23 protein-coding genes are annotated in these 26,043 nt (G+C 70.8%); 5 read left to right on the forward strand and 18 right to left on the reverse strand.

The features are described from left to right. Window positions 1-4 precede the first annotated feature (4 nt). The 5 genes from ACIOEW_RS26865 to ACIOEW_RS26885 form a co-directional block, all read right to left on the reverse strand. Complete coding sequence (locus ACIOEW_RS26865; RefSeq protein WP_362552390.1) at window positions 5-862, reverse strand: amidohydrolase family protein; 858 nt, start codon at window positions 860-862, stop codon at window positions 5-7. A gap of 1 nt (window position 863) precedes the next feature. Next, window positions 864-1,175, reverse strand: a complete 312-nt coding sequence (locus ACIOEW_RS26870) for an L-rhamnose mutarotase (protein ID WP_362552393.1) — start codon at window positions 1,173-1,175, stop codon at window positions 864-866. 1 nt (window position 1,176) lies between these two features. Next, a complete protein-coding gene (locus tag ACIOEW_RS26875; RefSeq protein ID WP_362552485.1) occupies window positions 1,177-2,160 on the reverse strand; it encodes an aldo/keto reductase in 984 nt (327 codons plus the stop codon). Window positions 2,161-2,280: 120 nt separating this feature from the next. Next, the gene (locus ACIOEW_RS26880; protein WP_362552395.1) at window positions 2,281-3,675 is read right to left on the reverse strand and encodes a wax ester/triacylglycerol synthase family O-acyltransferase; all 1,395 of its coding nucleotides are present in this window, start codon (window positions 3,673-3,675) and stop codon (window positions 2,281-2,283) included. Between the two features lie 161 nt (window positions 3,676-3,836). Next, window positions 3,837-5,903 (reverse strand): SpoIIE family protein phosphatase, encoded by a 2,067-nt coding sequence (locus ACIOEW_RS26885; RefSeq protein WP_401966526.1) that lies wholly within the window; start codon window positions 5,901-5,903, stop codon window positions 3,837-3,839. A gap of 285 nt (window positions 5,904-6,188) precedes the next feature. Here ACIOEW_RS26885 and ACIOEW_RS26890 point away from each other — a divergent pair, with 285 nt between their 5' ends. Further along, window positions 6,189-7,556 carry an FAD-dependent oxidoreductase gene (locus tag ACIOEW_RS26890; protein ID WP_362552401.1) on the forward strand — a complete coding sequence of 456 codons (1,368 nt, stop codon included), beginning with the start codon at window positions 6,189-6,191 and terminating at the stop codon, window positions 7,554-7,556. Between the two features lie 66 nt (window positions 7,557-7,622). Here the strand turns inward: ACIOEW_RS26890 and ACIOEW_RS26895 are convergent, their stop codons facing one another. Further along, window positions 7,623-8,615 carry a chitinase gene (locus ACIOEW_RS26895; protein ID WP_362552488.1) on the reverse strand — a complete coding sequence of 331 codons (993 nt, stop codon included), beginning with the start codon at window positions 8,613-8,615 and terminating at the stop codon, window positions 7,623-7,625. 198 nt (window positions 8,616-8,813) lie between these two features. Next, complete coding sequence (locus ACIOEW_RS26900; protein ID WP_401966528.1) at window positions 8,814-9,410, reverse strand: hypothetical protein; 597 nt, start codon at window positions 9,408-9,410, stop codon at window positions 8,814-8,816. 182 nt (window positions 9,411-9,592) lie between these two features. Here ACIOEW_RS26900 and ACIOEW_RS26905 point away from each other — a divergent pair, with 182 nt between their 5' ends. After that, window positions 9,593-11,035, forward strand: coding sequence for a carotenoid oxygenase family protein (locus ACIOEW_RS26905; RefSeq protein WP_401966529.1), 1,443 nt, complete (start codon window positions 9,593-9,595; stop codon window positions 11,033-11,035). A 120-nt stretch (window positions 11,036-11,155) separates the two neighbouring features. Here the strand turns inward: ACIOEW_RS26905 and ACIOEW_RS26910 are convergent, their stop codons facing one another. Next, entirely contained in the window at window positions 11,156-12,349 is a 1,194-nt protein-coding gene (locus ACIOEW_RS26910) for a DUF6777 domain-containing protein (protein ID WP_401966531.1), read from the reverse strand. 203 nt (window positions 12,350-12,552) lie between these two features. On the opposite strand from ACIOEW_RS26910, the gene ACIOEW_RS26915 reads away from it, so the two are divergent. Genes ACIOEW_RS26915 through ACIOEW_RS26925 form a run of 3 tightly spaced genes read left to right on the forward strand, consistent with a single transcriptional unit; the run spans window position 12,553 to window position 15,402 of the window. Continuing rightward, window positions 12,553-13,407, forward strand: coding sequence for a YndJ family protein (locus ACIOEW_RS26915; RefSeq protein WP_401966532.1), 855 nt, complete (start codon window positions 12,553-12,555; stop codon window positions 13,405-13,407). Next, window positions 13,404-13,928 carry a DUF1990 domain-containing protein gene (locus ACIOEW_RS26920; protein ID WP_362552416.1) on the forward strand — a complete coding sequence of 175 codons (525 nt, stop codon included), beginning with the start codon at window positions 13,404-13,406 and terminating at the stop codon, window positions 13,926-13,928. Before ACIOEW_RS26915 ends, ACIOEW_RS26920 begins: the two co-directional genes overlap by 4 nt. A gap of 37 nt (window positions 13,929-13,965) precedes the next feature. Continuing rightward, window positions 13,966-15,402, forward strand: a complete 1,437-nt coding sequence (locus tag ACIOEW_RS26925; RefSeq protein WP_401966535.1) for a lipase maturation factor family protein — start codon at window positions 13,966-13,968, stop codon at window positions 15,400-15,402. On the opposite strand, the gene ACIOEW_RS26930 is transcribed toward ACIOEW_RS26925, so the two are convergent. From ACIOEW_RS26930 to ACIOEW_RS26975, 10 genes are all read right to left on the reverse strand, one after another. After that, on the reverse strand, window positions 15,380-17,734 hold the full coding sequence (locus tag ACIOEW_RS26930; protein WP_401966536.1) for an alpha-L-fucosidase: 2,355 nt from the start codon (window positions 17,732-17,734) through the stop codon (window positions 15,380-15,382). The two genes, ACIOEW_RS26925 and ACIOEW_RS26930, sit on opposite strands and share 23 nt — an antisense overlap. Window positions 17,735-17,876: 142 nt before the next feature. Then, the gene (locus ACIOEW_RS26935; protein ID WP_362552424.1) at window positions 17,877-19,226 is read right to left on the reverse strand and encodes an ammonium transporter; all 1,350 of its coding nucleotides are present in this window, start codon (window positions 19,224-19,226) and stop codon (window positions 17,877-17,879) included. Between the two features lie 28 nt (window positions 19,227-19,254). Then, a complete protein-coding gene (locus ACIOEW_RS26940) occupies window positions 19,255-20,214 on the reverse strand; it encodes an urease accessory protein UreD (RefSeq protein ID WP_362552426.1) in 960 nt (319 codons plus the stop codon). 1 nt (window position 20,215) lies between these two features. Next, window positions 20,216-20,836 (reverse strand): urease accessory protein UreG, encoded by a 621-nt coding sequence (ureG, locus tag ACIOEW_RS26945; RefSeq protein WP_362552429.1) that lies wholly within the window; start codon window positions 20,834-20,836, stop codon window positions 20,216-20,218. 29 nt (window positions 20,837-20,865) lie between these two features. Next, window positions 20,866-21,612: an urease accessory protein UreF gene (locus ACIOEW_RS26950; RefSeq protein ID WP_401966539.1), complete on the reverse strand. Its 747-nt coding sequence runs from the start codon at window positions 21,610-21,612 to the stop codon at window positions 20,866-20,868. 5 nt (window positions 21,613-21,617) lie between these two features. Then, window positions 21,618-23,342, reverse strand: a complete 1,725-nt coding sequence (gene ureC, locus ACIOEW_RS26955; protein WP_401966540.1) for an urease subunit alpha — start codon at window positions 23,340-23,342, stop codon at window positions 21,618-21,620. Further along, window positions 23,342-23,794: an urease subunit beta gene (locus ACIOEW_RS26960; RefSeq protein ID WP_401966541.1), complete on the reverse strand. Its 453-nt coding sequence runs from the start codon at window positions 23,792-23,794 to the stop codon at window positions 23,342-23,344. Before ACIOEW_RS26960 ends, ureC begins: the two co-directional genes overlap by 1 nt. Beyond that, window positions 23,791-24,681 carry a sirohydrochlorin chelatase gene (locus tag ACIOEW_RS26965; RefSeq protein ID WP_401966543.1) on the reverse strand — a complete coding sequence of 297 codons (891 nt, stop codon included), beginning with the start codon at window positions 24,679-24,681 and terminating at the stop codon, window positions 23,791-23,793. Before ACIOEW_RS26965 ends, ACIOEW_RS26960 begins: the two co-directional genes overlap by 4 nt. Before the next feature lie 3 nt (window positions 24,682-24,684). Then, complete coding sequence (locus ACIOEW_RS26970) at window positions 24,685-24,990, reverse strand: urease subunit gamma (RefSeq protein WP_326656109.1); 306 nt, start codon at window positions 24,988-24,990, stop codon at window positions 24,685-24,687. A 64-nt stretch (window positions 24,991-25,054) separates the two neighbouring features. Continuing rightward, the gene (locus ACIOEW_RS26975) at window positions 25,055-26,017 is read right to left on the reverse strand and encodes an urea transporter (protein ID WP_401966546.1); all 963 of its coding nucleotides are present in this window, start codon (window positions 26,015-26,017) and stop codon (window positions 25,055-25,057) included. Window positions 26,018-26,043: the final 26 nt, after the last annotated feature.

Raw genomic sequence — 26,043 nt, forward strand, 5'->3', positions numbered from 1 at the left:
GCGCCTACCGGAGGCCGTACACGCGCTCGGCCGTGGTGGCGAGGACGGCGTCCCGCTCGTCCTCGGCGAGGGTGTCGAGGAGCACGAGTGCGGCATCGACGACCTCGGTGTACGACGCCGCGAGCCGGCACACCGGCCAGTCCGAGCCGAACATCAGCCGGCCGGGCCCGAAGGCGTCGAGGACGGTGCCGGCGTACGGGCGCAGGTCTTTGACGGTCCAGTTGTGCGGGTCCGCCTCGGTGACCAGGCCGGAGAGTTTGCACACGGCGTTGGGGAGGGCGGCGAGCGCCCGCACGTCGTCGGCCCAGGGGTGCAGTTCTCCGGTGGCGACCGGCGGTTTACCCGCGTGGTCGAGTACGAAGGTGAGCCCGGGCAGCAGTTCGGCGGCGCGGACGGCGGCGGTCAGCTGGTGGGGCTGGACCACCAGGTCGTAGACGAGTCCGGCGTCGGCCACGGCGGCCAGTCCCCGCAGGACGTCCGCGCGCAGCAGCCATCGCGGGTCCGGTTCGCCCTGCACCTGGTGACGCAGCCCGACGAGCCGGTCGCCGCCGGGCAGCTCGCGCAGGGCGGCCAGGGTGTCGGCGATGTCAGGAGCGGTGAGATCGGCCCAGCCCACGACGCCGCCGACCAGCTCGCTGCTGTCGGCGAGCGCGAGAAACTCGGGGGTCTCCTCCGGGACGGTGACGGTCTGGACGAGCACGGTCGCGCACACGCCGTTGGCCCGGGCCTCCGGCTCCAGGTCGGAGAGGGTGAAGTCGCGCCGCAGAGGCGCCAGTTCCTCGCCGGTGATCCAGTCCTGATCGCGTACCGAGAGGTCCCACACATGGTGGTGGGCGTCGACGATGCGGTGCCGGCCGGTCATCTCACAGCTCCCAGGCGACGGGGAGACCCGCTTCCGCGCCGTCCGAGGAGTAGTCGTGTGCGACGTCGAGGAGTTCGTCCATCCTGGCCTGCCAGGAGACGTTGACGGGGAGCTGTTCAAGTTCGGCGAGGAGCCGGCTGTAGTCGTCGCACTCGATGACGTGGAACAGGTCGGTGCCGCTGCGCCAGATCGTCCAGGAGGTGGCTCCGGCGGCCCGGATCGCGCGGGTCAGTTCGGCCGGGACCTCGCGGTGCGCGGCCTCGTACTCGGCTATGCGGTCCGCACGGACCTTGGTGTGCAGGGCGATACGCATGTCAGTGTCCGTTCTCGGTCAGCAGGCCCTCGGCGCGCAGGTCGTCCCAGAGGGCGTCGGGGATCTCCCGGCGGAGCAGTGCGGCGGCGTCGCGCATCTCGTCCGGGGAACGCGTGCCGACGAGTACACCGGCGACGGCCGGGTGGGCGAGCGGGTAGTGCAGGGCGGCTGCGCGCAGGGGCACGCCGTGGCCCTCGGTGACGGCCTTCAGGCGCAGCGCCCGGTCGAGGAGGTTCAGTGGCGCGGCAGCGTAGTCGTACGTGGCGCCGGGGCGCGGGTCGGCGAGGAGGCCGGAGTTGAAGACGCCGCCGACGACGACGCTGCGGCCGCGGGCGGCGGCAGCGGGCAGCAGATCGGTCAGGGCCGACTGGTCGAGGAGGGTGTAGCGGCCGGCGCAGAGCACCACGTCGACGTCGGTCTCGACGACGAAGCGGGTGAGCATCCCGGTCTGGTTCATCCCGGCGCCGATGGCGCCGATGACCCCTTCGGCCCGCAGCTTCTCCAGTTCCGGGTAGGCCTCGTCGAAGGCGGCTTCCGCGTGGTCGTCGGGGTCGTGGAGGTAGGCGATGTCGATGCGGTCGAGCCCGAGGCGTTCCAGGCTGTCCTCGATGCTGCGGCGGACACCGGCGGCGCTGAAGTCCCAGCGCCTGCGGTGCGTGGCGCGGACGGCGAAGCCCTCGGAGAGCGATTCGGACGCGGCGGCCCCGCCGTCGGGCAGCGGGTCGAGCACGCGGCCCACCTTGGTGGACAGGACGTATGCGTCGCGGGGCCGGGCGCGCAGGGCCTCGCCGAGCCGTCGCTCGGAGAGACCGAGCCCGTAGTGCGGCGCGGTGTCGAAGTAGCGGACGCCCTCGTCCCAGGCCGCGTCGACGGCGGCCGCGGCCTGTGCCGGTTCCACCGCGCTGAAGAGATTGCCGATGGCAGCCGCCCCGAAGGACACCTCGGTGACCTCGACCGCGCTGTTTCCCAGCCTGTTGCGCCGCATGTATCCGCCGCCCTCCCCGAAGATCACTTCCTGCATACAGTGAATATTCATCGGATCACTTGGGTGCGTCAACACCTCGGGGGACATCAACCGCGGCGATTGCTCCGCGATCAGTCCGATCTATGAGGTCGCGTGCGCAGGCAGCAGGGCCAGCAGTTCGGCCACCTCGTCCTCGGCGCAGCGCCCCAGCCGTTCCAGATCGGGCAGCGCTTTGCCGTCCGCCACCAGCCCGATCTGCACCGTGGAGCCGTATGTGGTCAGCGCGACGGCCAGGGACTGACCGCGGGCCAGCGGCGCCATCGGGTAGAGCGCGCGCAGCGGGCAGCCGCCGAGCGAGAGGGCCGAGCGCGGCAGCGGCACGCTGGTGACCAGCACGTCGAAGAGCATCCGGGCGGCGTTCCCGGCGAGTGGCGCACCGAAGCGGTGGGCCAACGACGGCAGCTGGTCGGCGAGCACGGCGACCGCCCCGGCTCCGCGCAGCGGCCCGGCGGACTTGTTGCGGTCCATGGCGCCACGGACCGCCCGCAGCCGCTGCCAGGGGTCGGGTTCGGACACGGGGAGGCCCAGCAGATAGGCGGAGAGCCGGTTGCCGGTGGCCGCTCCGCCGGGGCGGCGCCGGGAGACGGGAACCAGGGCGCGCGGATCGGCGCCGGGCAGCGGTTCGCCGCGCTCCAGCATCCAGCGGCGCAGCGCGCCCGCCACGACCGCGAGCAGTACGTCGTTGCTCGTGCCGCCTGCCGCCCGGCGGATCCGCTGCACGGATTCGAGGTCGAGATCGGCCGTGGCGAGGCGCCGGGTGCCGGAGGAGCTGGCGCTGAGGGCCGGGGCGCCGCGCAGATCGAGGCGGCTGGCGCGTACCAGCGAGGCTCCGACGCCGAAGGCCCGGCCGAGGTCCTCGATCCGCCCGAGGGCGAGACCGGCGACCTGGCGGGGTCCGGGCATCCAGGAGCGGGGCGGCACGGGGCGGACCCGGACGGCCGGCGGGCCCGGCCGGGCCCGGCCCGCGACCGAGGCGATCTCGTCGAAGATCCCGGCACCGATGGCAACCGCACGCATCCCGTCGGCGAGCGCGTGGTGGAGCTTGACGAGTACGGCGAAGGGGCCGTCCGGGGCGCCGCCGATGACGTACATCTGCCAGGGCGGCAGTCCTCTGCGCAGCGGCTGCTCCATCAGCTCACCCGCGAGCCGGGTGGCGGCCGCCATGAATCCGGCCTCGCCCGCGCCGGCGGTCTCCGCCTCGGGCAGGCGCACCCGCTTGACGTGCCGGTGGACGTCGAAGTCCTTGTCCACCGACCAGGCCGCACCCCCGACGGGGAGCAGCACGTCACGCACCCGCATCCGCAGCCGGGGGATGGCGGCGGCCCGGGTGCCGAGCAGTTCGAGAAGGTCGTCGGGGGCGGGGGTCCGGCGGTCCCCCGGCGAGAAGACGGCGAGCGCACCGAGGTGCATGGGATGCGCATCGGACTCGAGGTGCCAGAAGGCCAGATCGAGAGGTGCCAGTAGCTCAATGCCCAACGGGTCCTCATGTCATGGAAGGCGAAATGTCATGGAAGACGAAGACTGACGAAGTCGCAGTCAATCCCTCGCGATCGGTTACGGTCAAGTACAGACATGTTACTTTCAGTTACTTTTCAGTAATGTTTCAGTCCCCCTGAACGGCAGCACCCGTCAACGGATCAGTCGCGTGGCGGGATGACGAATTCGCACCAGACGCACTTGCCGGTGCCCCGCGATTCGACGCCCCAGGCGTCCGCCAGCCGGTCGACGAGCATCAGCCCGCGGCCCGAGACGCCCGACTCGCCCGCGTCCCTGCGGCGCGGCAGCGCGCTGGACCGGTCCTCGACGTCGACGCGCAGGCGGCGCTCGGGCCCGGTGAGCACCCGGATGGTGACGATCGCGCCGCCGTCGGTGTGCATCAGGGCGTTGGTCGTCAGCTCGTCCGCGGCCAGCTCCACCTCGTCGGCCCGCTCCTTGGCACCCCAGGCCCGCACCGCCGCACGGATCATGTGCCGCGCCGAGCTGAGCGCCTCCGGGTCGTTCTGCCCCACGTGCTGCTGGAGCCGGCCGCCGGGCTGCGGGGCGTGGGCGGCCTTGCGGCGCAGCAGCAGCACCGCCACATCGTCCTCGCCGCCGCGTTCGTCGACCGATTCGCAGAGCCGGTCCGCGAGCCGCTGGAGGTCCTGAGGGCCGTTCCTGATCATGGCGGTGAGCAGTTGCATACCCTCGTCGAGGTCGGCTCCGGGCAGCTCCACCAGGCCGTCGGTGAACAGGACCATGGTCTGCCCGGGGTCCAGCTCGACCGTACTGACCGGATACTCCAGCCGCCCGAACTCCGCGGAGAGCCCCAGCGGCAGCCCGCCCTCGACGAGCACCTTGTGGCAGCTCCCGTCGGCATCCCGCACGAGCGGGTCCACATGACCGGCCCGGACCACCTGCACCACACCCGTGGTCAGGTCGGCCTCGGCGTAGGTGCAGGTGGCGAAGCGGTCGGTGTCCAGCTCGTGCAGGAAGACCGAGGCCCGCGCCATGACAGTCGCGGGGCTGTGCCCCTCGGCCGCATAGGCGCGCAGCACGATACGCAGCTGCCCCATGACAGCGGCGGCGTGCGTGTCGTGGCCCTGTACGTCCCCGATGACGGTGCCGACCCTGCCACCGGGCAGCGGGATGACGTCGTACCAGTCGCCGCCGATGTCCCGGCCGAGCCTCGCCGAGCGGTAGCGCACGGCGATCTGCGCCCCGGGCACCTCGGGAACGCGGCGCGGCAGCATCGCCTGCTGGAGCCCCTCGGCGAGGTCGTGCTCCTGTTCGTACAGCATGGCGCGCTGGAGACTCTGGGCGATGGAGCTGCCCAGGGCGACCAGCAGATTGCGTTCGTCGCCGGTGAATCCGTTCTTGTCGCTGTAGAGCAGCCCCAGTGCGCCGATCGGGCGAGCCTGGGCGATCAGCGGCAGATAGGCGGCGGAGGTGATGCCGAGATGGCTGATGTGGGGCCACAGGACCGGGTAGGAATCGGCGAAGTCCTCGGCGGACTCGATGAAACGAGGGCCGAGCGTGCGGACCACCTCGCTCATCGGGTACTGCTCGTCCGTCCGCGTGTACCGGGTACCCGGCACGAAGGCGCCCTCGGGCCCGTCGGCCACCAGATGGATGCGCCCGGCCTCGATCAGCCCCATGACCAGACTGGTCGCTCCCAGGTGGGCCAGCCCCTGGGAGTTCTTGAGCACGTCGATGACGTCCTTGACGGTACGGGCGTGGGCCAGCGCGGCCGTGGTGGCCTCCACCAGGCTGGTGCGCCGCCGCCGCTCCGCGTCCAGGTCGCGACGGGCGGTGGAGTCGGCCAGCTCCTGGGTGGCGTCCCGGACGATGCCGATGATGCGATGCGGCCGGCCGTTGGCGTCGCGGCGGACGAAGCCCTGGGTGTGCGTCCACTGCAGGGTGCCGTCGCGCCGCATCGTGCGGAAGTAGGCCCCGTAGTTGGTCAGGCCGGATTTGAGCGCCTCGGTGACCATGGCGTCGAGCCGCACGCCCTCGTCCGGCGGCACCCTGATCCCGAGCGTCGCCGGCTTGTTGTCGTACTCGTCGGCCCTCAGGTCGAACACGTCGAGGGCCGCCTGGTCCATGTGCATGAGGCCACTGTCGAGATCCCAGTCGAAGCTGCCCATACGGTTCAGGGCGAGACTGAGGTCCGGGTGGGCGGGCCAGTCGTCCGGGAGTGACAGGGCACCCGCTACCCGATCATCCATGTGTGCAACTCTGCCATCATTTGTCCGATTCTTCGAGCGAGCCGTCCACCAGGTGAACGTGCGATGAAACACATTTTCGAGTCACTCGACGGAAGCGTTTTCCCAGAGATTCCGCGGGATTTCGAGGGCCGGCAAAGGTGCGGGGTGCCGGATATCGCCGCAGAACACCGCCCCCCTCCGAAACCGGGCAGGACCAGCGGCTAACGTGTGCGTCGGGGCGGAGTAAGCCAAGCCTTACCACGGCCCGCCCTGCCCCTGCTCACCCGTCCTAAGGAACAGCCCTCCATGACACGCCCCGTCCGCGTCGCCATCGTCGGAGCCGGCCCCGCCGGCATCTACGCAGCGGACGCGCTGCTTAAATCCGACGCCGCCGCCGACCCGGGTGTCTCCATCGACCTGTTCGAGAGGATGCCCGCCCCCTTCGGCCTGATCCGCTACGGCGTGGCTCCGGACCACCCGCGGATCAAGGGCATCGTGCAGGCACTGCACCAGGTCCTGGACAAGCCGCAGCTGAGGCTCTTCGGGAACGTCGACTACCCCAACGACATCGGCCTGGACGAGCTCCGCACGTTCTACGACGCCGTGATCTTCTCCACCGGCGCCGACGCCGACCGCGCCCTCGACATACCCGGCGGCGACCTGGACGGCTCGCACGGTGCCGCCGACTTCGTCTCCTGGTACGACGGTCACCCGGACGTGGCGCGCACCTGGCCGCTGGAAGCCGAGAAGGTCGCCGTGCTGGGCGTCGGCAACGTGGCCCTGGACGTCGCCCGCATCCTCGCCAAGACCGCCGACGAGCTGCTGCCGACGGAGATCCCCGCCAACGTCCACGACGGCCTCAAGGCCAACAAGGCGCTGGAGGTGCACGTTTTCGGACGGCGTGGCCCCGCCCAGGCCAAGTTCAGCCCGATGGAGCTGCGGGAGCTGGACCACTCGCCGAACATCGAGGTCATCGTCAACCCCGAGGACATCGACTACGACGCGGGCTCGATCGAGACCCGGCGCGGGAACAAGCAGGCCAACATGGTCGCCTCCACCCTGGAGAACTGGGCGATCCGCGACGTCGGCGACCGGCCGCACAAGCTCTTCCTGCACTTCTTCGAGTCCCCCGTGGAGATCCTCGGCGAGGACGGCAAGGTCGTCGGGCTGCGGACCGAGCGCACCGAGCTGGACGGCACCGGCAACGTGAAGGGCACCGGCCGGTTCAACGACTGGGACGTGCAGAGCGTCTACCGCGCGGTCGGCTACTACTCGCAGGAGCTGCCCAAGCTCCCCTTCGACGTCGCGTCCGGCACGGTTCCGCACGCCGCCGGACGTGTCCTGGCCGGCGGTGAGCCGATGGAGTCGGTGTACGTCACCGGCTGGATCAAGCGGGGCCCGATCGGCCTGATCGGCCACACCAAGGGCGACGCCAACGAGACGGTCGCCTGCCTGCTGGAGGACCACACCACCGGCCGGCTGCCCGCCCCGGCACAGCCCGAGCCGGCGGCCGTGACCGAGTTCCTGGAGTCCCGCGGCGTCCGCTACACCACCCGTGAGGGCTGGTACCGCCTGGACGCGCACGAGCGCGCCCTGGGCGAGGCGCAGGGCCGCGAGCGGGTGAAGGTCGTGGAGCGCGGCGCGATGCTGGACGCCTCGGAGCCCGGCAACTGACATGACGGCGAAGGCCCCGGAAGACCCCGCTCAGGGGTGTTCCGGGGCCTTCGCCGTCGCGGGATGTCAGCGGCCCTGCAGCGCCTTCACGTTGTCGCCGAAGGTCCAGCCCTTGGAGCCGTCCCAGTTCAGGGACCAGGTCATCAGGCCCTTGAGGCTGCCGCCGTAGTGGTTCCAGGCCTGCGAGACGAGGCTGGGCGCCATGTGGCCTCCGCCCGCACCCGGCTGGGCGGGCAGACCCGGCACCTGCTTGTCGTAGGGCACCTTGATGGTGGTGCCCTGGATGACGAGCCCCTTGTCGAGACAGTCCGTCTGCGCCGTGAAGCCCTCGACGGTGCCGGCGGAGTACGAGTCGCCCGCGCAGCCGTACATGCTGCCGTTGTAGTACTGCATGTTCAGCCACCAGAGCCGGCCGTTGTCCGCGTACTTCTTCACGATGGGCAGGTACGCGCCCCAGATCGATCCGTACGTGATGCTGCCGCCCGTGACGTAGGCGGTTTCCGGCGCCATGGTCAGCCCGAAGTTGGACGGCATCTGCGCGAGCACGCCGTCGATGATGCGGATCAGGTTGGCCTGCGAGGCGGACAGCTGATTGATGTTGCCGCTGCCCGTCAGGCCGGTCTCGATGTCGATGTCGATACCGTCGAAGTTGTACTCCTTCAGGATCGGCACCACCGTCTCGACGAAACGGTCGGCGACGGCGCTGGAGCTGAGGTCGATGCCGGCGGCCGCACCGCCGATGGACATCAGGGTGGTGAGCCCGGACGCCTTCGCCTGGCACATCTCGGCCGGGGTCGGGACCTTCACGGTCGAGTCCATCCCGTCCTCCCACAGGACGGTGCCGTCCGAGAGGATCACCGGGAAGGCCGCGTTGATCACGTTGTAGCCGTGCTGCGGGATACGGCTGTCGGTGACCGGGATCCACCCCAGGGGCGGGTGCACGCCGTTGGACGCGCCGTCCCAGTTCTCCCAGTACCCCTGGAGCACCTTGCCCGACGGCTTCGACTTGACCGCGCAGGTGTCCTCCTGCGCGGAACTCGGCGTGGCGGCGACCAGCATCGGCACGATGCATGCCGCCGCGAGGCCGGCCCCCAGCAGACGTGATGTGCGACCGAACACGGCGACACCTCTCCCGATTGGCATGTCCCTGACAATCGAGGCCAGGGCCACGGACGCGCCCAACGTAAAGTGGTCCAGACCTTCCGTCAATAGGTCTGGACCAAAAGCAGCGGCTTCGGCACGCTCGCGAGGCAACACTCACGGGGCGCCGCGCGCCCTCAGGGACCGTTCGCGCACCTGGTCCGGGTAGCGCTCCGTGAAGCGGACCGCCAGGACCAGCAGGACCACGGGGATGACCCAGCTGTACCAGTCGGAGCCGGACGAGGTGTGAACCGCGAGCAGGCCCAGCAGCGCGATGGCGACGAAGACCCCTCCCCAGACCAGCGTCAGCACCCGGTTGACGTGACGGAAGACGGGCGTACCCCAGACCTCGCGGGGTGTGGTCTCCCGCGCGTACTGCTCCGTGAACGGGACGAAGGCCAGTGATCCGAGGGCCACCAACGCGATCACCCCGCTGGAGAGGACCTGGGCGTACCGCTCCAGCCAGTCCAGATCCTGCCGGTCCAGGAAGAGCGCCAGGACGCTGAGGACCGCGAAGAACGCGATACCGGCGATCTCCAGCACCTTGTAGGAACCCCTGCGCAGATCGGGCAGGTTGAGCACCACGGCGGCGACGAGGCCGGCCAGCGCGGCGTACTCCCAGGTACTGGGACCCGCGATGACGTCGAAGATGATCCACGGGGCGAACGCGAAGAACAGATTCCCGGTCCGCCGTCCGGACTTGGCTTGGGTCACGGACACCTCCGGGTGTGGCCCGGCACGGCACCCTGCCGCACGTTCCATGGTGGCGCCGGGACCCGCCCGCCGCATCCCCGCCCGGCCCGGACCGCGTTGCAGCGGGTCCGGGCCGGGGATTGAATGAAAAGTCAGCACGGCACGCACCCTGGTGCGCGCACGCCCCGGCAAGGGAGGCCGCCATGGCCGCGAACGCCTCGCAGAGCTTCGACCCGACCCGCGTCGTCCACCTGTCCGGCCGGTTCGCCCCGGTGACCGAGGAGGTCGACGAGACCGGACTCCAGGTGCTGGGCGAACTGCCGGACGAACTGGACGGGCTGTTCCTGCGCAACGGCCCCAACCCCCGTTTCAGCCCGATCGGTTCGTTCCTCTACCCGATCGACGGGGACGGCATGCTGCACGGGGTGTGGCTGTCCGGCGGCCGGGCCCGGTACCGCAACCGCTTCGTACGGACACCGGCCGTGGTCGCCGAGGAACGCGCGGGCCGGGCCCTGTGGGGCGGTATCGAATCCATGATCATGCCTCAGGTCCCCGATGTGGAACCGGAGCTGGCCGGCACCTTCCGGGATCTGCCGGACATCAACGTGGTGCGCCACGCGGGACGCCTGCTGGCCCTCGCCGAATCCGACTGCCCGTTCCTGATGACGCCGGAGCTGGAGACGGCCGGCAAGGAGACGTTCGGCGGGGCGCTGCCGGCCGGCAGCACCGCGCACCCGAAGATCGATCCGGTCACCGGCGAGATGATGGTCTTCTGCTACGGCCTGGAACCGCCCTACCTCACCTGGTCGGCCATCGGTCCCACCGGCGAGGTGACCCGCGGCCCCACCACCGTCGACGGGCTCGACGAACCGATGATGATCCACGACATGGGGCTGACCGCACGTTTCCTGGTGATCGTGCTGGCACCGGTGTTCTTCGACATCGCCGCGGCGATGAACGGTGGATCCATGATCGACTGGCGGCCCGAGCGCGGCACCCGGGTGGCCCTGGTCCCCCGTGACGGCGGCCCGGTGCGGTGGGCGTCCGACGAGGCCTTCTGGCTGTGGCACACGGTCAACGCGTACGACACCGAGGCCGGCGGCGGCGATGTCGTACTGGACTACGTGCAGTGGACCCGCCTCTCCTTGGGCGCGCCTGACGGTTCACAGAAGCCCAACACCGCCGGTCTGGTCCGCGCGGTCATCGACCCCGTGGCCGGCACGATGCACCGGACCGTGCTGGACGACGCCAGGATGGAACTCCCCCGCACGGACGACCGCCTGATCGGCCGACCTCACCACCAGTTGGCCGTGGCAGCGGACTCCGGGAACCCGGATCTGCTCCCGGGCGAGTTCGACGCGCTGCGCTGGTACGACGGCAGGGACTCGTCGGGGACGAGCGTGGTGTGGCAGGCCGGGGATCTGTCCGTCGGCGAACCGGTCTTCGCGCCCTCGCCGGGCACCGAGCCCGGCGGGGGCGGCGGGGGCGGCCACTGGATGACGTACGCCACCGACCGCACCGACAACACCAGCTGGCTGCTCGTGATCCCCGCCGATGACCCCGGCTCCGGCCCGGTCGCCCGCGTGCGGATCCCGGTACGGGTTCCGTTGGGACTGCACGGCAACTGGCTGCCCACCGAGGAGTGAGGGGACGGACCGCGGGGCCCCTGCCTGGTGCAGAGGCGGGGCTCGGCCGGTGCAGAGGGGCGGCTCAGTCCCGCTCTTCCGTGGCACAGAGAACCTGTCGCCCGGGGGAGGCGCGGCCGCTCAGCCGTCGACGGACGCGTCCGTGTCGTCCTGCCACGGCAGCCGGATGGAGGTCTGCGGCTCCTCGGTCATGAGCGGCACCAGGTCCTGCGGCGGATCGTCCGGGTCGACGGGGGTACCGGTCGGCTCGTCCGTCGGGAGCTCCGGGTACTCCTCGGTGGAGCCGTCGGACGGGACGGCGGTCGGCGGGCAGTTCGTCGGCACCGGCCCGGCCGGCCCCTCCGTCGCCGCGACCGCCTCGCCGGGCGGCGACGGGGCGACGGGCGTCGGGCAGTCCCCGGGCGCGCGGGTGGAGCGTGACGGGGTCGGCGTCGCGGACTTCTCCGGCTTCTCCGGCACCTTCGGCTTCGCCGGAGGCGCGTCGGGCAGCGGCCCGGTGATGTCGGTGCCGGGAGCATAGGGCGGCGGCACCTCGGGGGCGTGGTCCCGGGCGCCCTCGTCACCGACCGGCCGCTCCATCCAGCTGTTGTGGTCCGCATCGACGACGACCAGGTCCGTGACCGTCTTCGCGGCGGGTGCGACGGTGACGATCCGCGCCGGGTCGTAGCCCGCCCACTCCTCGCCGCGCCCACCCTCCGCGCTCCCCGCACCGGCGGGCCGGCTCAGCGGATTGCCGCAGGCACAGCGCACGCGCGGGAGCCCCCGGCCGTCCACCATCACGGCGGTGCCGGCCTGGAGCACGGACTGGAAGGTGGTGGCGGAGCCCGCACGGAAGCCGTGGTTGCCCACCCGGGTGTCGGCGCGCAGGACCACGGGCGTCAGGCCGCGCAGGAAGTCCGGGACACCGGCCCGGGGCACGCCCGCAGCCTGCGCGAAAGCCTCTTCCCTGGACGGGTCGGCCGCGAGGAGGCGGATCTGCTGCCCGACGTCGCAGGAGGCGACGGAGCGGGTGCCCCCGTAGAGGCCGGGGGTCGATCCGGGAAGGTTGTGCGGGGCCGCGTCGCCGGGCGCGGACGTCCGCGGCGGGCCCGTGGGAGGTGCGGCCGGCGCGGCGCCGGCCGGTTCCACCGTGGACCTGGTGAAGGGGTCGGGGCCCTGCGCGGCAGCCGGCTGGAGGAGGACCTCCTCGGCGTCGGCCGTTCCTTCGGTGCCGTGTCCGCCGTCCCCTGCCTCCCGGGCGCAGCCCGCCGTGACAAGGATGCCGGCGGACAGCGCGGCGAGCACGGCGCGGCGCATGCGTATCGGTGCGTGCACGAAGGGGTCTCCTGCCTGGTCACCGGTCCCGGGTGGTTCCCTCATGTCTGCCGTAGTTCCCCCTCCCCCGCAAGCCGGAGTCACATGGCGTGCACACGGGCTCGGGGAGACGTGCGACCACCACCTTGAACGCGTTCAAGAAAAGCCCTAGAGTCAGCACCGTGAGCAGTTGAACACGTTCAAGTGCGGGGGAAGGCGGAGCCATGTCGGTCCTGGTGGGGCTGATCGTGATGCTGGGCATGTTGGTGATCGTGCCCGCGGGACTACGGCTGGCGGACGTACCGGAGCTGGAACGGATGCGGCGGCTGTGGCCGGTCTTCGCCGTGCCGGGGGCCGTCGCCCTCTGGCTGCCGCGCGGACCGGCCGCCACCGTCCTGGCCCTCGGCTACGGACTCGGCGCCGCCCTCCTCGCCCTGCACGCCGCGGCCCGTATCGTCCGGTGCCCGCGGCCGCTGCTGTCATGGCGAACGGCACCCGCCGAGGTTGCACTGTGCACCGCGCTGGTGACCCCGGCAATCGCCGCAACCGCGCTGGTCGCCGAGCGCTCGGGGCGTCCGCTGTTCGGCTTCGGCCTCGGAATTCTGGCGCTCACCGTGCCGCACTTCCACTTCGCCGGATTCGCGGCCGCTCTGGTCTCGGGGCTGGTCAGCCGCGTCGCCGACAGCGCGGCGGGCCGGTTCGCCGCGCTGAGCGTTCCGCTGGGCACCCTGCTCGTCCTGACCGGCTACTTCATCGGCGACTGGGCCGAACTGGCGGGGGCGGTCGTCCTGACAGCGGGAATGTGGACCGTCGCCTTCCTGACCTGGCGCACCGTACGCCCCTCGGCCCGCGACCGGGCCACCCGGCTACTGCTCGCCGCCTCGGCCGCCGTACTCGCCGCGACCATGGTGCTCGCACTGAGCTGGGCGCTGGGCGAGGCCACCGGTCTCCCGCACCCCACCCTCACCTGGATGGCCGCCACGCACGGCGTGGGCAACGCGCTGGGCTTCGCCCTCTGCTCGGTGCTCGCCTGGCAGCGCCTGAGCCACCCCACCACCCCTGGAGGAAGGACCGCATGAGCACCCTCACGTATCCGGAGGCGGGCGCCACCCGTCTCGGCCCGCTGCCCGACGGCTACCACCACCTGCACCACCGCACCCGGATCGGACACGGTCGTGCCGACTTCGAGGCAGCGGGCGCCGCGATCACCGAGTTCCGCATGCACCGCGTCTCCGGGGCCCGGGTCACGGCCTCGGCTCCGCGCGCCGAGGCCGGTGCGTCCGTTCGGGTGGCGCTGGGGGCCGGCCCGTTCAGGTTCACCGCGCCCTGCCGGGTCGTCTGGGCCGAGTACGGCCCCGCGCGCATCGGATTCGCGTACGGAACGCTCGCCCGCCACCCCGAACGCGGCGAGGAGTGCTTCGTGGCCGAGCTCGCGGACGACGGTACGGTCTCGTTCACCGTGATGGCGTTCAGCCGGCCCGCCCGTTGGTACGCCCGGCTCGCCGGCCCCCTGGTGCCGGTGGCCCAGCGCTGGTACGCGCGCCGGCTCGGCCGCACGTTGCGCCGGATCGTCGCGGACGGACGCGCCCACCGGAACTGAGGCGCCGGGGAGCGGCGGCGGGCCGATACTGGAAGCGATGGACTGGTTCACCGCAGACGGGTACCGGCTCGGCCGGCTTCTCTTCCAGAAGGCCCTGGCCGTCATCTATCTGACCGCCTTCCTCACCGCCGCGCTCCAGTTCCGGGCGCTGATCGGCGAGCGCGGCATGCTGCCCGCCCCCGAACTGTTGCGGCGCACGGACTGGCGTGCCGCACCGGGGCTCTTCCGCCTCCACTACTCCGACCGGTTCTTCGCCCTGGTCGCCTGGACCGGCTGTGTGCTCGCCGTCGCTCTGCTCGCGGGTGCGGACCGTTTCGTACCACTGTGGGGTTCCATGCTCCTGTGGGCCCTGCCCTGGGCGCTGTACCTGTCGATCGTGCAGATCGGCGGCGTCTGGTACGGCTTCGGCTGGGAGTCGCTGCTCCTGGAGACGGGGTTCCTCGCCGTCTTCCTCGGCAACGCGGACACGGCGGCACCGGTGCTCGTGCTGTGGCTGCTGCGCTGGGTGCTGTTCCGGGTGGAGTTCGGCGCCGGGCTGATCAAGATCCGGGGGGACGCGTGCTGGCGCAAGCTGACGTGTCTGTACTTCCACCACGAGACCCAGCCGATGCCGGGCCCGCTGAGCTGGTTCTTCCACCGCCTTCCCCGGCCCCTGCACCGTGCCGAGGTGGCGGCCAACCACGTGACCCAACTCCTCGTGCCGGTGCTGCTCTTCACCCCGCAGCCGGTGGCGAGCGCAGCGGCGGGGCTGATGGTCCTCACTCAGCTGTGGCTGGTGCTGTCGGGCAACTTCGCGTGGCTCAACTGGCTGACGATCGCCCTCGCACTGTCGGCCGTCGACTGGTCCCCGGTCGCCGAGCCGCCTTCGCAGGCCGGTGCGCCCCTCTGGTACGAGGTGGTGGTCATCGCCGTCACCGCCCTGGTCGTGGTCCTCAGCTACCGCCCGGCCCGCAACCTGCTCTCGCGCCGGCAGGTGATGAACCGGTCCTTCGACCCGCTGCACCTGGTCAACACCTACGGCGCGTTCGGCAGCATCAGCCGGGTCCGGATGGAGGTGGTCGTCGAGGGGACCGGCGAGCAGGTGATCCACCCGGGCACGGTGTGGCAGGAGTACGGCTTCCGCGGCAAGCCGGGCGATCCGCGGCGGCTGCCGCGCCAGTTCGCCCCGTACCATCTGCGACTCGACTGGATGATGTGGTTCGCGGCGCTCTCGCCCGCGTACGCCCGGCCCTGGTTCGGGCCGTTCGTGGAGCGGCTGCTGGAGAACGACCGGGACACCCTGCGGCTGCTGCGGCACAACCCGTTCCCCGGTGACCCTCCGGCACACGTGCGCGCCAGGGTGTACCGCTACCGGTACACGACCTGGCGCGAACTGCGGGCCACCGGCAACTGGTGGCACCGCACCTACGTGCGGGAGTTCATGCGGCCGGAGCCGCCGGGCCCCTCTCCGCTCAGCGCGTCCAGGCGATCTTGAACACCCAGGCGTGCTCTCCGGTCCTGCGGGCCGCCGCCGGCACGTCGATCACGAGCGAGCCGCCCGCTGTGCGCCAGGTGAGCGGCCGGTCGTGCCCGAGCAGCGTGATCCGGTCGCCGCTGCGCACCGGCACCGGAGCCTCGACAGTCAGCGTCGCCCCGGGCCTGACCAGCGAGTGGATGTAGAACGCCTGGTCGGGGCGGACGGTGAACCGCAGATCCTCCCCGAGCTGCGGCATCCGCGACCAGTAGGTGGTGTCGTAGATCGCCTCCCCGTTGGTCTTCAGCCACGCCCCCGTCTCGCGCAGCCTGCGCTGCATGATGTCGGGGATGGTCCCGTCGGCCTTGGGCCCGATGTCGAGCAGGAAGTTGCCGTTCTTGGAGACGATGTCGACGAGCGAGTGCACGATCTCCTCGGCCGTCATGTACTTCTCGTCCGGGGTCTGCGCGTTGTACCCGTAGCTGAACGGATCGAGTCCGCGGCTGGACTCCCACTTGGCGGTGACGATCTGGTCGTACGTGGTGTACTCGGGCGTCGTGAAGTCGTGGGACCCGATCCCGGAGCGGTCGTTGACCGTGACGTCGACCGGACGGGCCCGGTTCTTGGCCTGGTTGAAGTACTCGGCCAGCACCCGGTGACTGTCGTTGTCGCCGCCGATGTCGCACCAGATGATCTCGGGGTCGTACCCCTCGATCAGTTCCAGCATCTGCGGGCCCTGGAACTCGGTGACGTAGTCCTTGCCCGCCGTGTGGCCGGTGTACGGCACGGGCTCCTGGGTGTACGGGTTGCGCGGGGCGTGCCCCATCCACGGGTGGTCGGGGTTGAACCACTCGGGCATGGAGAAGTACAGGCCCCGGTGGAGTTCGGGGGTGTAGCGCCGCGAGGCGTCGAAGAGTTCCCTGATCACATCGCGCCCGGGCCCCATCTTCACCGAGTTGCGGTCGGAGAGCTTGGTGTCCCAGAGCGCGAAGCCCTCGTGGTGCTTGGAGGTGAGGACGTGGTACTGCGCGCCCGCGTCCCGGAACAGCTCCACCCAGGAGCGGGGGTCGAAGCGCTCGGCGCGGAACTGCGGGATGAAGTCGTCGTAGGCGAAGGCCTCACCGTAGGTGTCGCGGTGGTGCGCGTAGGTGGGGTTGCCGGGGTCCTGCATCTGGTTCCAGTACCACTCGGCGTACTGCGTGCCGACCGGCGCCCAGGCCGGCACGGAGTAGATGCCCCAGTGGATGAAGATGCCGAACTTCGCGTCCTGGAACCAGTAGGGCGCCTGGTGGGTGGAGAGGGACGTGTCCGTCGGCGTGTAGTCGGGCACGCCGAGGGTCAGCGAGCGCCGGACCGTTGCCGCCTGCTTACCGCGGCCGCGTGCGACCACGCTGCCGTCCTGGGCGGTGCCGGGAGAGGTGCCCGGTCTGTTGCGGATGCCGATGCGGACGCGGGCCTGGTCGCCGGGGGCGAGCCGGGTGATGCGGGCGGGTGCGACTGTACGCGCGCCGGGGACGTCCACCGAGAGCGTGAGGCCGTCGGCGGCGAGGATGCCCACCGTGCCCGCGTTGACGACGGTCGCCTCGACGCTCTGGGCCCCGTGGTCCAGCAGCGAGGTAGTGGAGTGTGCGTCGCGCACCGCCAGCGCCCTTCCTTCCGCTGCGGGCTGGAGGGAGAGGGCGAAGATGTGCAGGCTGGACTTGTTCTCCTCGGCGGGCAGGGTGGTGGGAAGCGTCAGCGCGACGACTTCCCTCGTCGGGTCGAGCGCGATCTCCGACACGGCGAGGGAGACCGGGTGCGGGTCCTTCGTACCGTCGGCGGTGTACCGGTAGGCGGCGGTCAGCTCCCCGCTACCTGAGTACCAGTCAGGCCCGGCGAGGCCCGGGGACGCCGTGCTGCCGTCGGCATAGTGCACGGTGGCCTTGCCGGATGCGGCACCGTAACTGCACGAGGTGAGGAAGAGACCGGAGAGGTAACGCCCCGGCGGTACTTCGATGCGCTGCCCGAGCGCGACGATGTTGTTCTTGGCCCCGGCGGCGGCTGCCGGGAAGCGGAACGTGGTGCCCGCTATCTCCCGGTCCCCTGCCGGGAGTTCCTCACCAGGGAAGGTGTAGCCGGAGCCGTCGAAGTTGCCGCCGCGGGCCTCGGCGGTGTCGATGCCGTCGTTGTCGAACCAGTCGTCGAGGGGAACGGGAACGGCCGGGGGTACGGCGCCCCAGTCATCCCGGTGAAGGGGCTCGGGGGCGGCTCCGGTGCGCGGGGCCGCTTCGGCGGTGGCGGGGGTGAGCAGGGCGGCGCCGACTGCCGCCCCTGCCGTCATTCCGAGTACATGGCGCCTGGGAAGTTCGGTCATGACATCCGATGATTGGAGCGCGACGCGAACCTGTCAATGCAATCTTCCAGACAGAACGAAACTCCCCACCCATAGCCATCGGATGACTGAGGGGAGGGACCGGGACGAGCCGGGCGTTCGACGCCCGGCCGGACCGGGCCGGCTACCGGTCGCCCTCGCGGGCCCGCAGCAACGTACTGATCTGCCTGACGAGTTCGTCGTCCTCGGACGCCGGCTTGCCGGAGACCAGTGCGCCGAGGCGCTCGGCGGTCTGGAAGTCGTACGCGCGCTCCTCCTCCTCGCCGGGAACGTTCGCGTACTCCTCCTTGGCGCGGAATCCGACGGTCATGTCCACGGCCTTGGCGATGAGCCAGGTGAGGATGAAGGAGAAGGCGATCACGGAGACGATGGCGACGAGCTGCTTGCCCAGCAGCCCCCAGCCGCCGCCGTAGAAGAGCCCTTCCTTGCCGCTGATGCGTGCGGTGGCGAAGAGCCCGACCATGATCAGGCCGATCAGCCCTCCGACACCGTGCACGCCCACCACGTCGAGTGTGTCGTCCACGTTGAAGCGGAACTTGAGCGTGATCGCGAAGGCGCACACCGCGCCGACGACGAGGCCGGTGATGACCGCGCCGAGTGTGTCGATCTCACCGCAGGCCGGGGTGATGGCGACCATGCCCGCGACGGCGGAGGAGACGACGCCCATGGTGGTGACCTTGCCGGTGCGCCACTTCTCCACCAGCGGCCAGGTGACCATGGCACCCGCCGCCCCGAGCTGGGTGTTGATGAAGGCCGCGGCGGCGGTGCCCTGGTCGGTCAGCGCGGAACCGGAGTTGAAGCCGAACCAGCCGAACCAGAGCAGGCCCACGCCGATGACCACAAGCGGAATGTTGTTGGGGCGCTCCTCGCGGCGGGCGAAGTCGCGCGGCGCGCGCAGGACGAGGGCGACGGCGAGACCGGCGACGCCCGAGTTGAGCTCCACCGGCAGACCGCCGGCGAAGTCGAGTGCTCCGAGGTGCTTCACGATCCAGCCGTCCGTGTCGAACACCCAGTGCGCGATGGGGATGTAGACGATGAGCAGCCACAGCACGACGAAGACGAGCCACCCCTTCATCGTGGCGCGGTCCGCGATCGATCCGCTGACCAGCGCCACCGTGATGATGGCGAAGCCCATCTGGAAGGTGCTGTAGACGTAGGTGGGGATCGCCCCGGTCAGCGTGTTCAGCTCGATGTCGTGCATGAACACGTGGTCGAGGTTCCCGATGATTCCGGCACCGCCGACATCGGGGCCGAACGCCAGGGTGTATCCGATGACCCACCAGACGAGGGTGCCGAAGGCAAGCGCGGCAAAGCTCATCTTGATCATCATGAGCACTTGTCGGGTGCGCACCATGCCGCCGTAGAAGAAGGCGAGACCTGGCGTCATCAACAGCACCATGGCGGTGGCGGCGAGGAGCCAGGCGGTGTCCCCGGAGTCGTACGCGGCCGGCATCGGCGCGGGAGCGGTGTTCATCGGCGGATCCTCGTGTCGGTGGGGGGTCTCAGGGCTTGCGCAGGTCGGGGGCCCGGTGGCCGGTGAGCAGGCGGCGTACGGCCTGGCGGGCGGCCTCGTGCGCGGCGGCGACCCGGATCGGGCTGTCGTCCAGCAGGCGCACCCAGGCGCCGCAGTCCCGGGGCAGGACACTCACCCCGTACAGGACACCGAGCCCGGCGAGCGCGTCGTGCAGGGCGTCGGCGAGTTCGGTGGCGGGGACCCGGTCGGTCACGGCGAAGAGTGAGGCGACATGGTCGTGGCCGGCGAACACACCGGGGCCCAGGGCTCCTTCGCCGCGCCGGCCGGGGGCCAGGCGCAGGGTGTCCACGGCGAGCAGGGTGCCGTCGGGCCGGCTGACGTGCAGATCGGTGGCGAGCACGCGGTAGGCGTGCCGTTCGCCGCGGGCGAGCCGTCCGGCGGTGACCGTCTCGCCGAGAACGACGGTGGCACCGGGCGCGACGGTCACCTCGGTGCGCTGGTAGAAGCGGGCGTCCTTGAACGGGATCAGCGGATCCGGCAGGTACTCGACGTAACTCCCGGCCTCCGCCGTCAGGTGCACCCGCTGGCTCGCGTAGTCGTGCTCCATCCGGAAGATCTTCGTGGCCGCCTGGGTGGTCAGATGGACCTCGGTGTCCGGTCCGCAGCGGAAGTCCATCCGGTAGCGGTCCGCCTGGGCGACGCCGCCGCCGGTCGCCATCACGTAGACGTAACTCATGCCGGGCATCTCGGGGTCGATCCACAGCGGCCGCATGATCTGCAGCGGTGTCTTCTGGTAGCGCTCGACGAGTTCGGTGCGCCCGCCCTGTACCGCGAAGGCCAGGTCCAGGATGCCCACCTTGGCCGGGGAGCCGGGGGCGAGCGTGTCCGGCAGGGAGGCCAGCGCCGCCACGTCCGGGGGGACGCGGACCGCGGTGTAGTACTCCTCGGCAAGCCGGTCGGCACGGGGCCGGTACGGGGCGAGCTGCATGTCAGATCAGCACCTTGCGGCGCGATTCGAGGTACACCGCGATGTCGTCGATGCCGACGCCGGTGAGGCAGTCGGTGAGGACGACGGGGCGGTTGTCCCGCACCCGGTGGGCATCGGACTCCATGATGCCGATGTCCGTGCGCACGTACTTCGCGATGTCGATCTTGTTGATGACGAGGAGGTCCGAGTCGGTGATGCCGGGGCCGCGCTTGCGGGGCATCTTCTCGCCCTCGGCCGTGTCCAGGACGAAGATGAAGAGGTCCACGAGGGCGGGGCTGAATGTCAGGGTGAGGTTGTCGCCGCCGGACTCGTAGAACAGCGTGTCGGTGTCCGGGAAGCGCTCCAGCATCTCCGCGCCGGCAGCCAGGTTCATCGTGGGGTCGTCGCGCACGGCGGTGTGCGGGCAGGCGCCCGTCTCGACACCGACGACCCGCTCGGGTTCGAGGACCCCGGCCAGCGTGCGGCGGACGTGCTGGGCGTCCTCCTGTGTGTAGATGTCGTTGGTGATGACGGCGGGCCGGTGGCCACGCTCGATCAGCATCGGAACCAGCGCCTCGATGAGCGCGGTCTTGCCCGATCCGACCGGTCCGCCGATGCCGACCCGCAGTACGTTGTCGTCCATGGTGCTCCCTGTGTGATTCGGGGTGGATTTCAGCTGGCGAAGAGCCGTGCCTCTGCGCGCTCATGACGGCCCGACATGATGTCCGAGGCGAAGACGGTGGCGCCGACGTCGTCGAGCTCGCGCCGCAGAGCGGCCTCGACGGTCTTCTCGATGACCGGGGCGGCTCCCCGGATCAGCGTCTGCGTCGTACGGTGGTCGGTCAGCCGCAGCCGCAGGGCCGCGCCGGCGAAGCTGACGCAGAACGCGAACAGGTCTGCTGCGACGGCCTGCCGGGCCGGGACGCCGGTCGCCGCGTAGATGACCCCTGCGGCCACGGCCTGGGTCCCCGGTGCCTCACGCCGCACGACCCGGTCGAAGTAGTCGCCGATCTCCGGGCGGCCGAAGACCTCCTGGCCCAGATCCAGGAGCTGGCGGCCGGTCCGGGTGGCGGCCTGACGCATCTCCCGGCCCAGCTTGGTGGCCAGGAGGTGCTCGTCGACCCGGACGACGGCCGCCACGTCGCCGGCCGCGGTCGCGCGGTGGGCAAGGGCGAGCGCGGTGGCGTCGGCGGGCCCGACGCCGTGCAGGAGCAGGTCCTCCAGCAGCGACGGCAGGCTGCCGGAGTCGACGGCCCCGGCCTGCGCGAAGCCCTCCAGGCTGTGCGACAGCGTGTAGAAGCCGCTCGGGAACGCGGAGTCGGTCAGCTGGAGGCTGACCAGCAGCGGTCCCAGACCCGTACCGGTCCCGTTCACCGCGCCCACGCTGTCCCCGGCAGTGCCGCCCTCATCACGGAACATCGGCCCTACACCAGGAAGTAGAGGTGGTTGAGGGGCAGCTTCTCGGCCGGGTCGATGGTGGCGACCTTGCCGTTGAGCGTGACCTTGAACGTCTCCGGGTCGACCTGGATGTCGGGCAGGGCGTCGTTGCGGACCATGTTGTGCTTGCCGATGGTGCGGGTGCGGCGCACCGGCAGGACCTTGCGTTCCAGGCCGAGTTCGGCCGGCACCCCGGCGGCGATGCCCGCCTGGGACATGAAGGTGGCGTGCGTCGCCTGCATCGCCTTGCCGTACTGGCCGAACATCGGCCGGTAGATGACGGGCTGCGGGGTCGGCAGGGAGGCGTTGGGGTCACCCATCTGCGCCCAGGAGATGATGCCGCCCTTGATCACCATCTTCGGCTTGGCGCCGAAGGAGTGGATGGGCCAGAGCACGATGTCGGCGAGCTTGCCCTTCTCGATCGACCCCACGTGGTCGGAGATGCCGGAGGCGATCGCCGGGTTGATGGTGACCTTGGCGAGGTAGCGCAGCACCCGCTGGTTGTCGTTGCGGGCGGAGTCGCCCTCCAGCGTGCCGAGCTTGTCCTTGCAGTGGTGCGCGGTCTGGAAGGCGCGGGTGACGGACTCGCCGATGCGGCCCATGGCCTGGGAGTCGGAGGAGAAGATGCTGATCACGCCGAGGTCGTGCAGCACCGACTCGGCGGCGATCGTCTCGGCGCGGACCCGGCTGTCGGCGAAGGACACGTCCTCGGGGATGTCATGGCTGAGGTGGTGGCAGACCATGACCATGTCCAGGAGCTCGTCCACCGAGTTGACGGTGTACGGCAGCGTCGGGTTGGTGGAGGACGGCAGGACGTTCGGTTCGCCGGCGATGCGCAGGATGTCGGGTGCGTGACCGCCGCCCGCGCCCTCGCTGTGGAAGGTGTGGATGGCCCGGCCGTCGATCGCGGAGCGGGTGTCCTCGAAGAATCCGCCCTCGTTCAGACTGTCGGTGTGGATGGAGACCTGGACGTCGTACCGGTCGGCGACATTCAGCGCGTTGTCGATGACGGCCGGGGTCGCGCCCCAGTCCTCGTGCACCTTGAGCCCACAGGCACCGGCGACGACCTGCTCGTTGAGCGCCTCCGGCAGGCTGCCGTTGCCCTTGCCCATGATGCCGAGGTTGACCGGCATGGTCTCGGCGGCCTGGAGGAGCTTGCCGATGTTGTACGGGCCGGGGGTACAGGTGGTGCCGTTGGAACCGTCCGAAGGACCGGTGCCACCGCCGATCAGAGTGGTGATGCCGTTGGTCAGCGCCTGCTCGGCCTGCTGCGGGGCGATCAGGTGGACGTGGGTGTCGATGGCGCCCGCGGTGGCGATGAGGTGCTCGCCCGCGATGGCCTCCGTGCCCGGCCCGATGACCAGGTCCGGGTCGACGCTGTTCTGTGTCTGCGGGTTGCCGGACTTTCCGATGCCGACGATGAAGCCGTCCTTGATGCCGATGTCGCACTTGACGACGCCGATCATCGGGTCGATGACGACCACATTGGTGATGACGGTGTCGAGTGCGCCCTGGGCGGCGGTGGCCTGCGGGTCGGAGGCCATGCCGTCGCGCATGGTCTTGCCGCCGCCGTAGAGGACCTCGTCGCCGTACTGGCCCTCGCTGTAGTCCTTCTCGACCTCGACGATGAGGTTGGTGTCGGCGAGGTGGAACCGGTCGCCGACCGTCGGGCCGAACATGTCGGTGTACTGCTTGCGGGGCAGGATGGGCATCAGCGCGAACCCTTCTTCTTTTCGTTGGTGGCCTTGGAGCCCTTGGATTCCTTGGTGGCGCGCTTGGCGTCGGGGGTGCCCTGCGCTCCCTCGAACCCCTGCTCGATGGCCCTGCGGACGGCCTCGACGCGGGCGGGGTGGGAGGAGAGGCTGCCGTTGAGCAGTCCACTGAAGCCGACGAGACGCCCGGTGCCGCCGTACGCGCACAGCTCCACCTCGCGCGAGCCGCCGGGCTCGATCCGCACGGAGGTGCCGGCGGCGATGTTGAGGTGCATCCCGAGCGCCTTCTGGCGGTCGAACGACAAGGCCGAGTTGACCTCGAAGAAGTGGTAGTGGGAACCGACCTGAACGGCGCGGTCACCGGTGTTGCTCACGGTGAGCTTCACCGTGCGACGGCCCGCGTTGAGCTCGATGGGGCCCTTGCCGTACAGATACTTCTGACGGAACGTCATGCGATGCTCCTGATGACTCGGTCCGCGCCAGGGGCGGACGGGCGGTGGTGCGTGTGCAGGAGTCCGGGACCGTGCTCGTGGCCCGGGTCGTGGTGGTGGCCGTGCTCGTGCTGGTGGCCCGGATCGTGGTGGTGGTCGTGTCCCTCACCGGGCGGGTGCGTGTGGGAGTGGCCGTGGTTCTCCGCCGCGGTCAGGCCGGCCGCGACGCCGTCGTCCCCGTGCTCACGCAGGCGCCGTCGGGCGTCGGCGATCCGCTCGCCGAGGACGCGTCGCAGTGCCGACGCCGGGATCAGCGGGCCCATCCGGTCGACGGGCACCGTTGCCTCAGCGGCCGCCGCGGGCACATCCGGCAGCGCGAACGCGGCCGGGAACAGCGCCACCCGCTGCGCGCCGAGCAGCCGGCACCGCCGGATGCCCTCGGCCGGGTCCGGGTCTCCCCCGGTGAACGCCACCTCGACGAGGCCGTCGCGGCCGTAGCGGCGGACGAGCGCGGCGATCCGGTACAGCTCGGCGTCCTCGAACGGGTCGCCGGACGGGGCGGTGACCAGCAGCGCGGAGGTCTCGGGAACCTTGCCCGCCGCCGCCCGCAGCCACGCGACCAGGTGCTGGGCGGTGCCGAACGGCTCGGCGAGCACGGTGGTGCCGCGCTCGCCGGCGGGCACGGCGCGCAGCGTCCGGGCGGCGTCCGCGACGAGTTCCGGATCGCGCCCGAGCGTCATGGGGACGACCACGGTCTCCACGCCCCGGCGCCCGTGCTCGGCGATGCTCCGGAACAGTTCGCGCCCGCTCGACACGACGCTGACCCCGGCGTCCAGGACGCCGTCCAGCGCACGCCCGTAGGCGGCTTCGTGACCGCACACGGCGATGACGGCAACGGGCTCGGCCACGGGTCAGCCGCCGATGGGGTCGTGGCAGGACACGAGCTTGGTCCCGTCCACGAAGGACGCCTCGACCTGCAACAGCCCGAGCATCTCCCGTACGCCGTCCATGGTGTCGGCCTCGCCCACGACATGGCGGCCCAGTTCCATGCAGTCGGCGACGCTCTTGCCGTCGCGGGCCGCTTCGAGGATCGCCTCGGTGATCAGCGCGACCGACTCGCTGTAGTTGAGCTTGAGACCGCGGCCCTGGCGCTTGCGGGCCAGGTCGGCCACGACGTAGACGAGCAGTTTGTCGATCTCGCGAGGTGCGAGGTTCATCGTCAGTACCTTCCTCGGTGATGTACGGGCTGAGGGCAGGAGGTCCGGTGCCGGCCGGAAGCGGTCACTCGCTCCGGCGCAGGCGTGGCAGCAGGGGTACGGCCGCCATCAACACCCAGGTGGTGAGGATGAACGGCCAGGTGAAGGTGTGGCCGCCGAACGACTTGAAGAACGACGTCAGCGACGCGGTGAGGCCGGTGGTCGCCGCCGCGCCGAACAGCGCGTAGACCCCCGTCCAGACCGTGTTGGCCATGAAGACGGCACCGACGGCGATGCCGACGAGCACCGCGTTGTATCCGTAGATGCCGTTGGAGATCAGAGCCGTGGGGGCGCCCAGCAGCCACGCGGCGACGATCCCGACCACGCTGCCGGCCGCCGCGTAGAGGACGACGCGCAGGCCGGCCAGGGCGAGTCCGACGAGCATGATCAGGCCGACGTACCAGCTCTCGACCAGGAAGATCTGCGAGACGTTGTTGAAGAACGCGTGCCACAGGACGTCCCACGACATCGCGGTGTCACCGCTGGTGGTGCTGGAAACGGCGGCCGGGGCGCCGTGCCAGACCCGCTCGAACGACGGGGCTCCCACCACCATCACTCCGGAGACCAGGCAGAAGGGCGCGGTCAGGGGGGTGAGCCCGTAAGGGGTGAGGAAGGTGCCCAGAGCCGCCATCAGAAGGGTGCACATGATGGCGCCGACGACGGTCAGTACATAGGTGGCCGGATGGTTGCCCAGCGAGGAGTAGAGGGCGATGCCCGTGAGGCAGCCCGCATACCCCTGGAGGCCGAGCGCGATACCCGCGCGGTCGACACCGAGCGCGTAGGCCGTCGCCGTGGCGATCAGCGTGCCGAGGGTGGCGAAGAGCCCGTTCTCCCAGCCCGACACCCAGAGCGCGACGAGGATCGCCACGCCGGTCAGCAGGGCGGGCTGGAGGTCTACCTGTCCGACACCCCGCAGGGAGGCAAGGAGGTATGCGGACGGCTGACGCTTCTCCAGGCGCCGGACGATTTCCGGCTCGGCGAGAGGCAAGGCTGGCTCCAACGACTCGGCAGCGG

The sequence above is a fragment of the Streptomyces sp. NPDC087901 genome (genome assembly GCF_044742205.1).
Classification (GTDB): Bacteria; Actinomycetota; Actinomycetes; order Streptomycetales; family Streptomycetaceae; genus Streptomyces.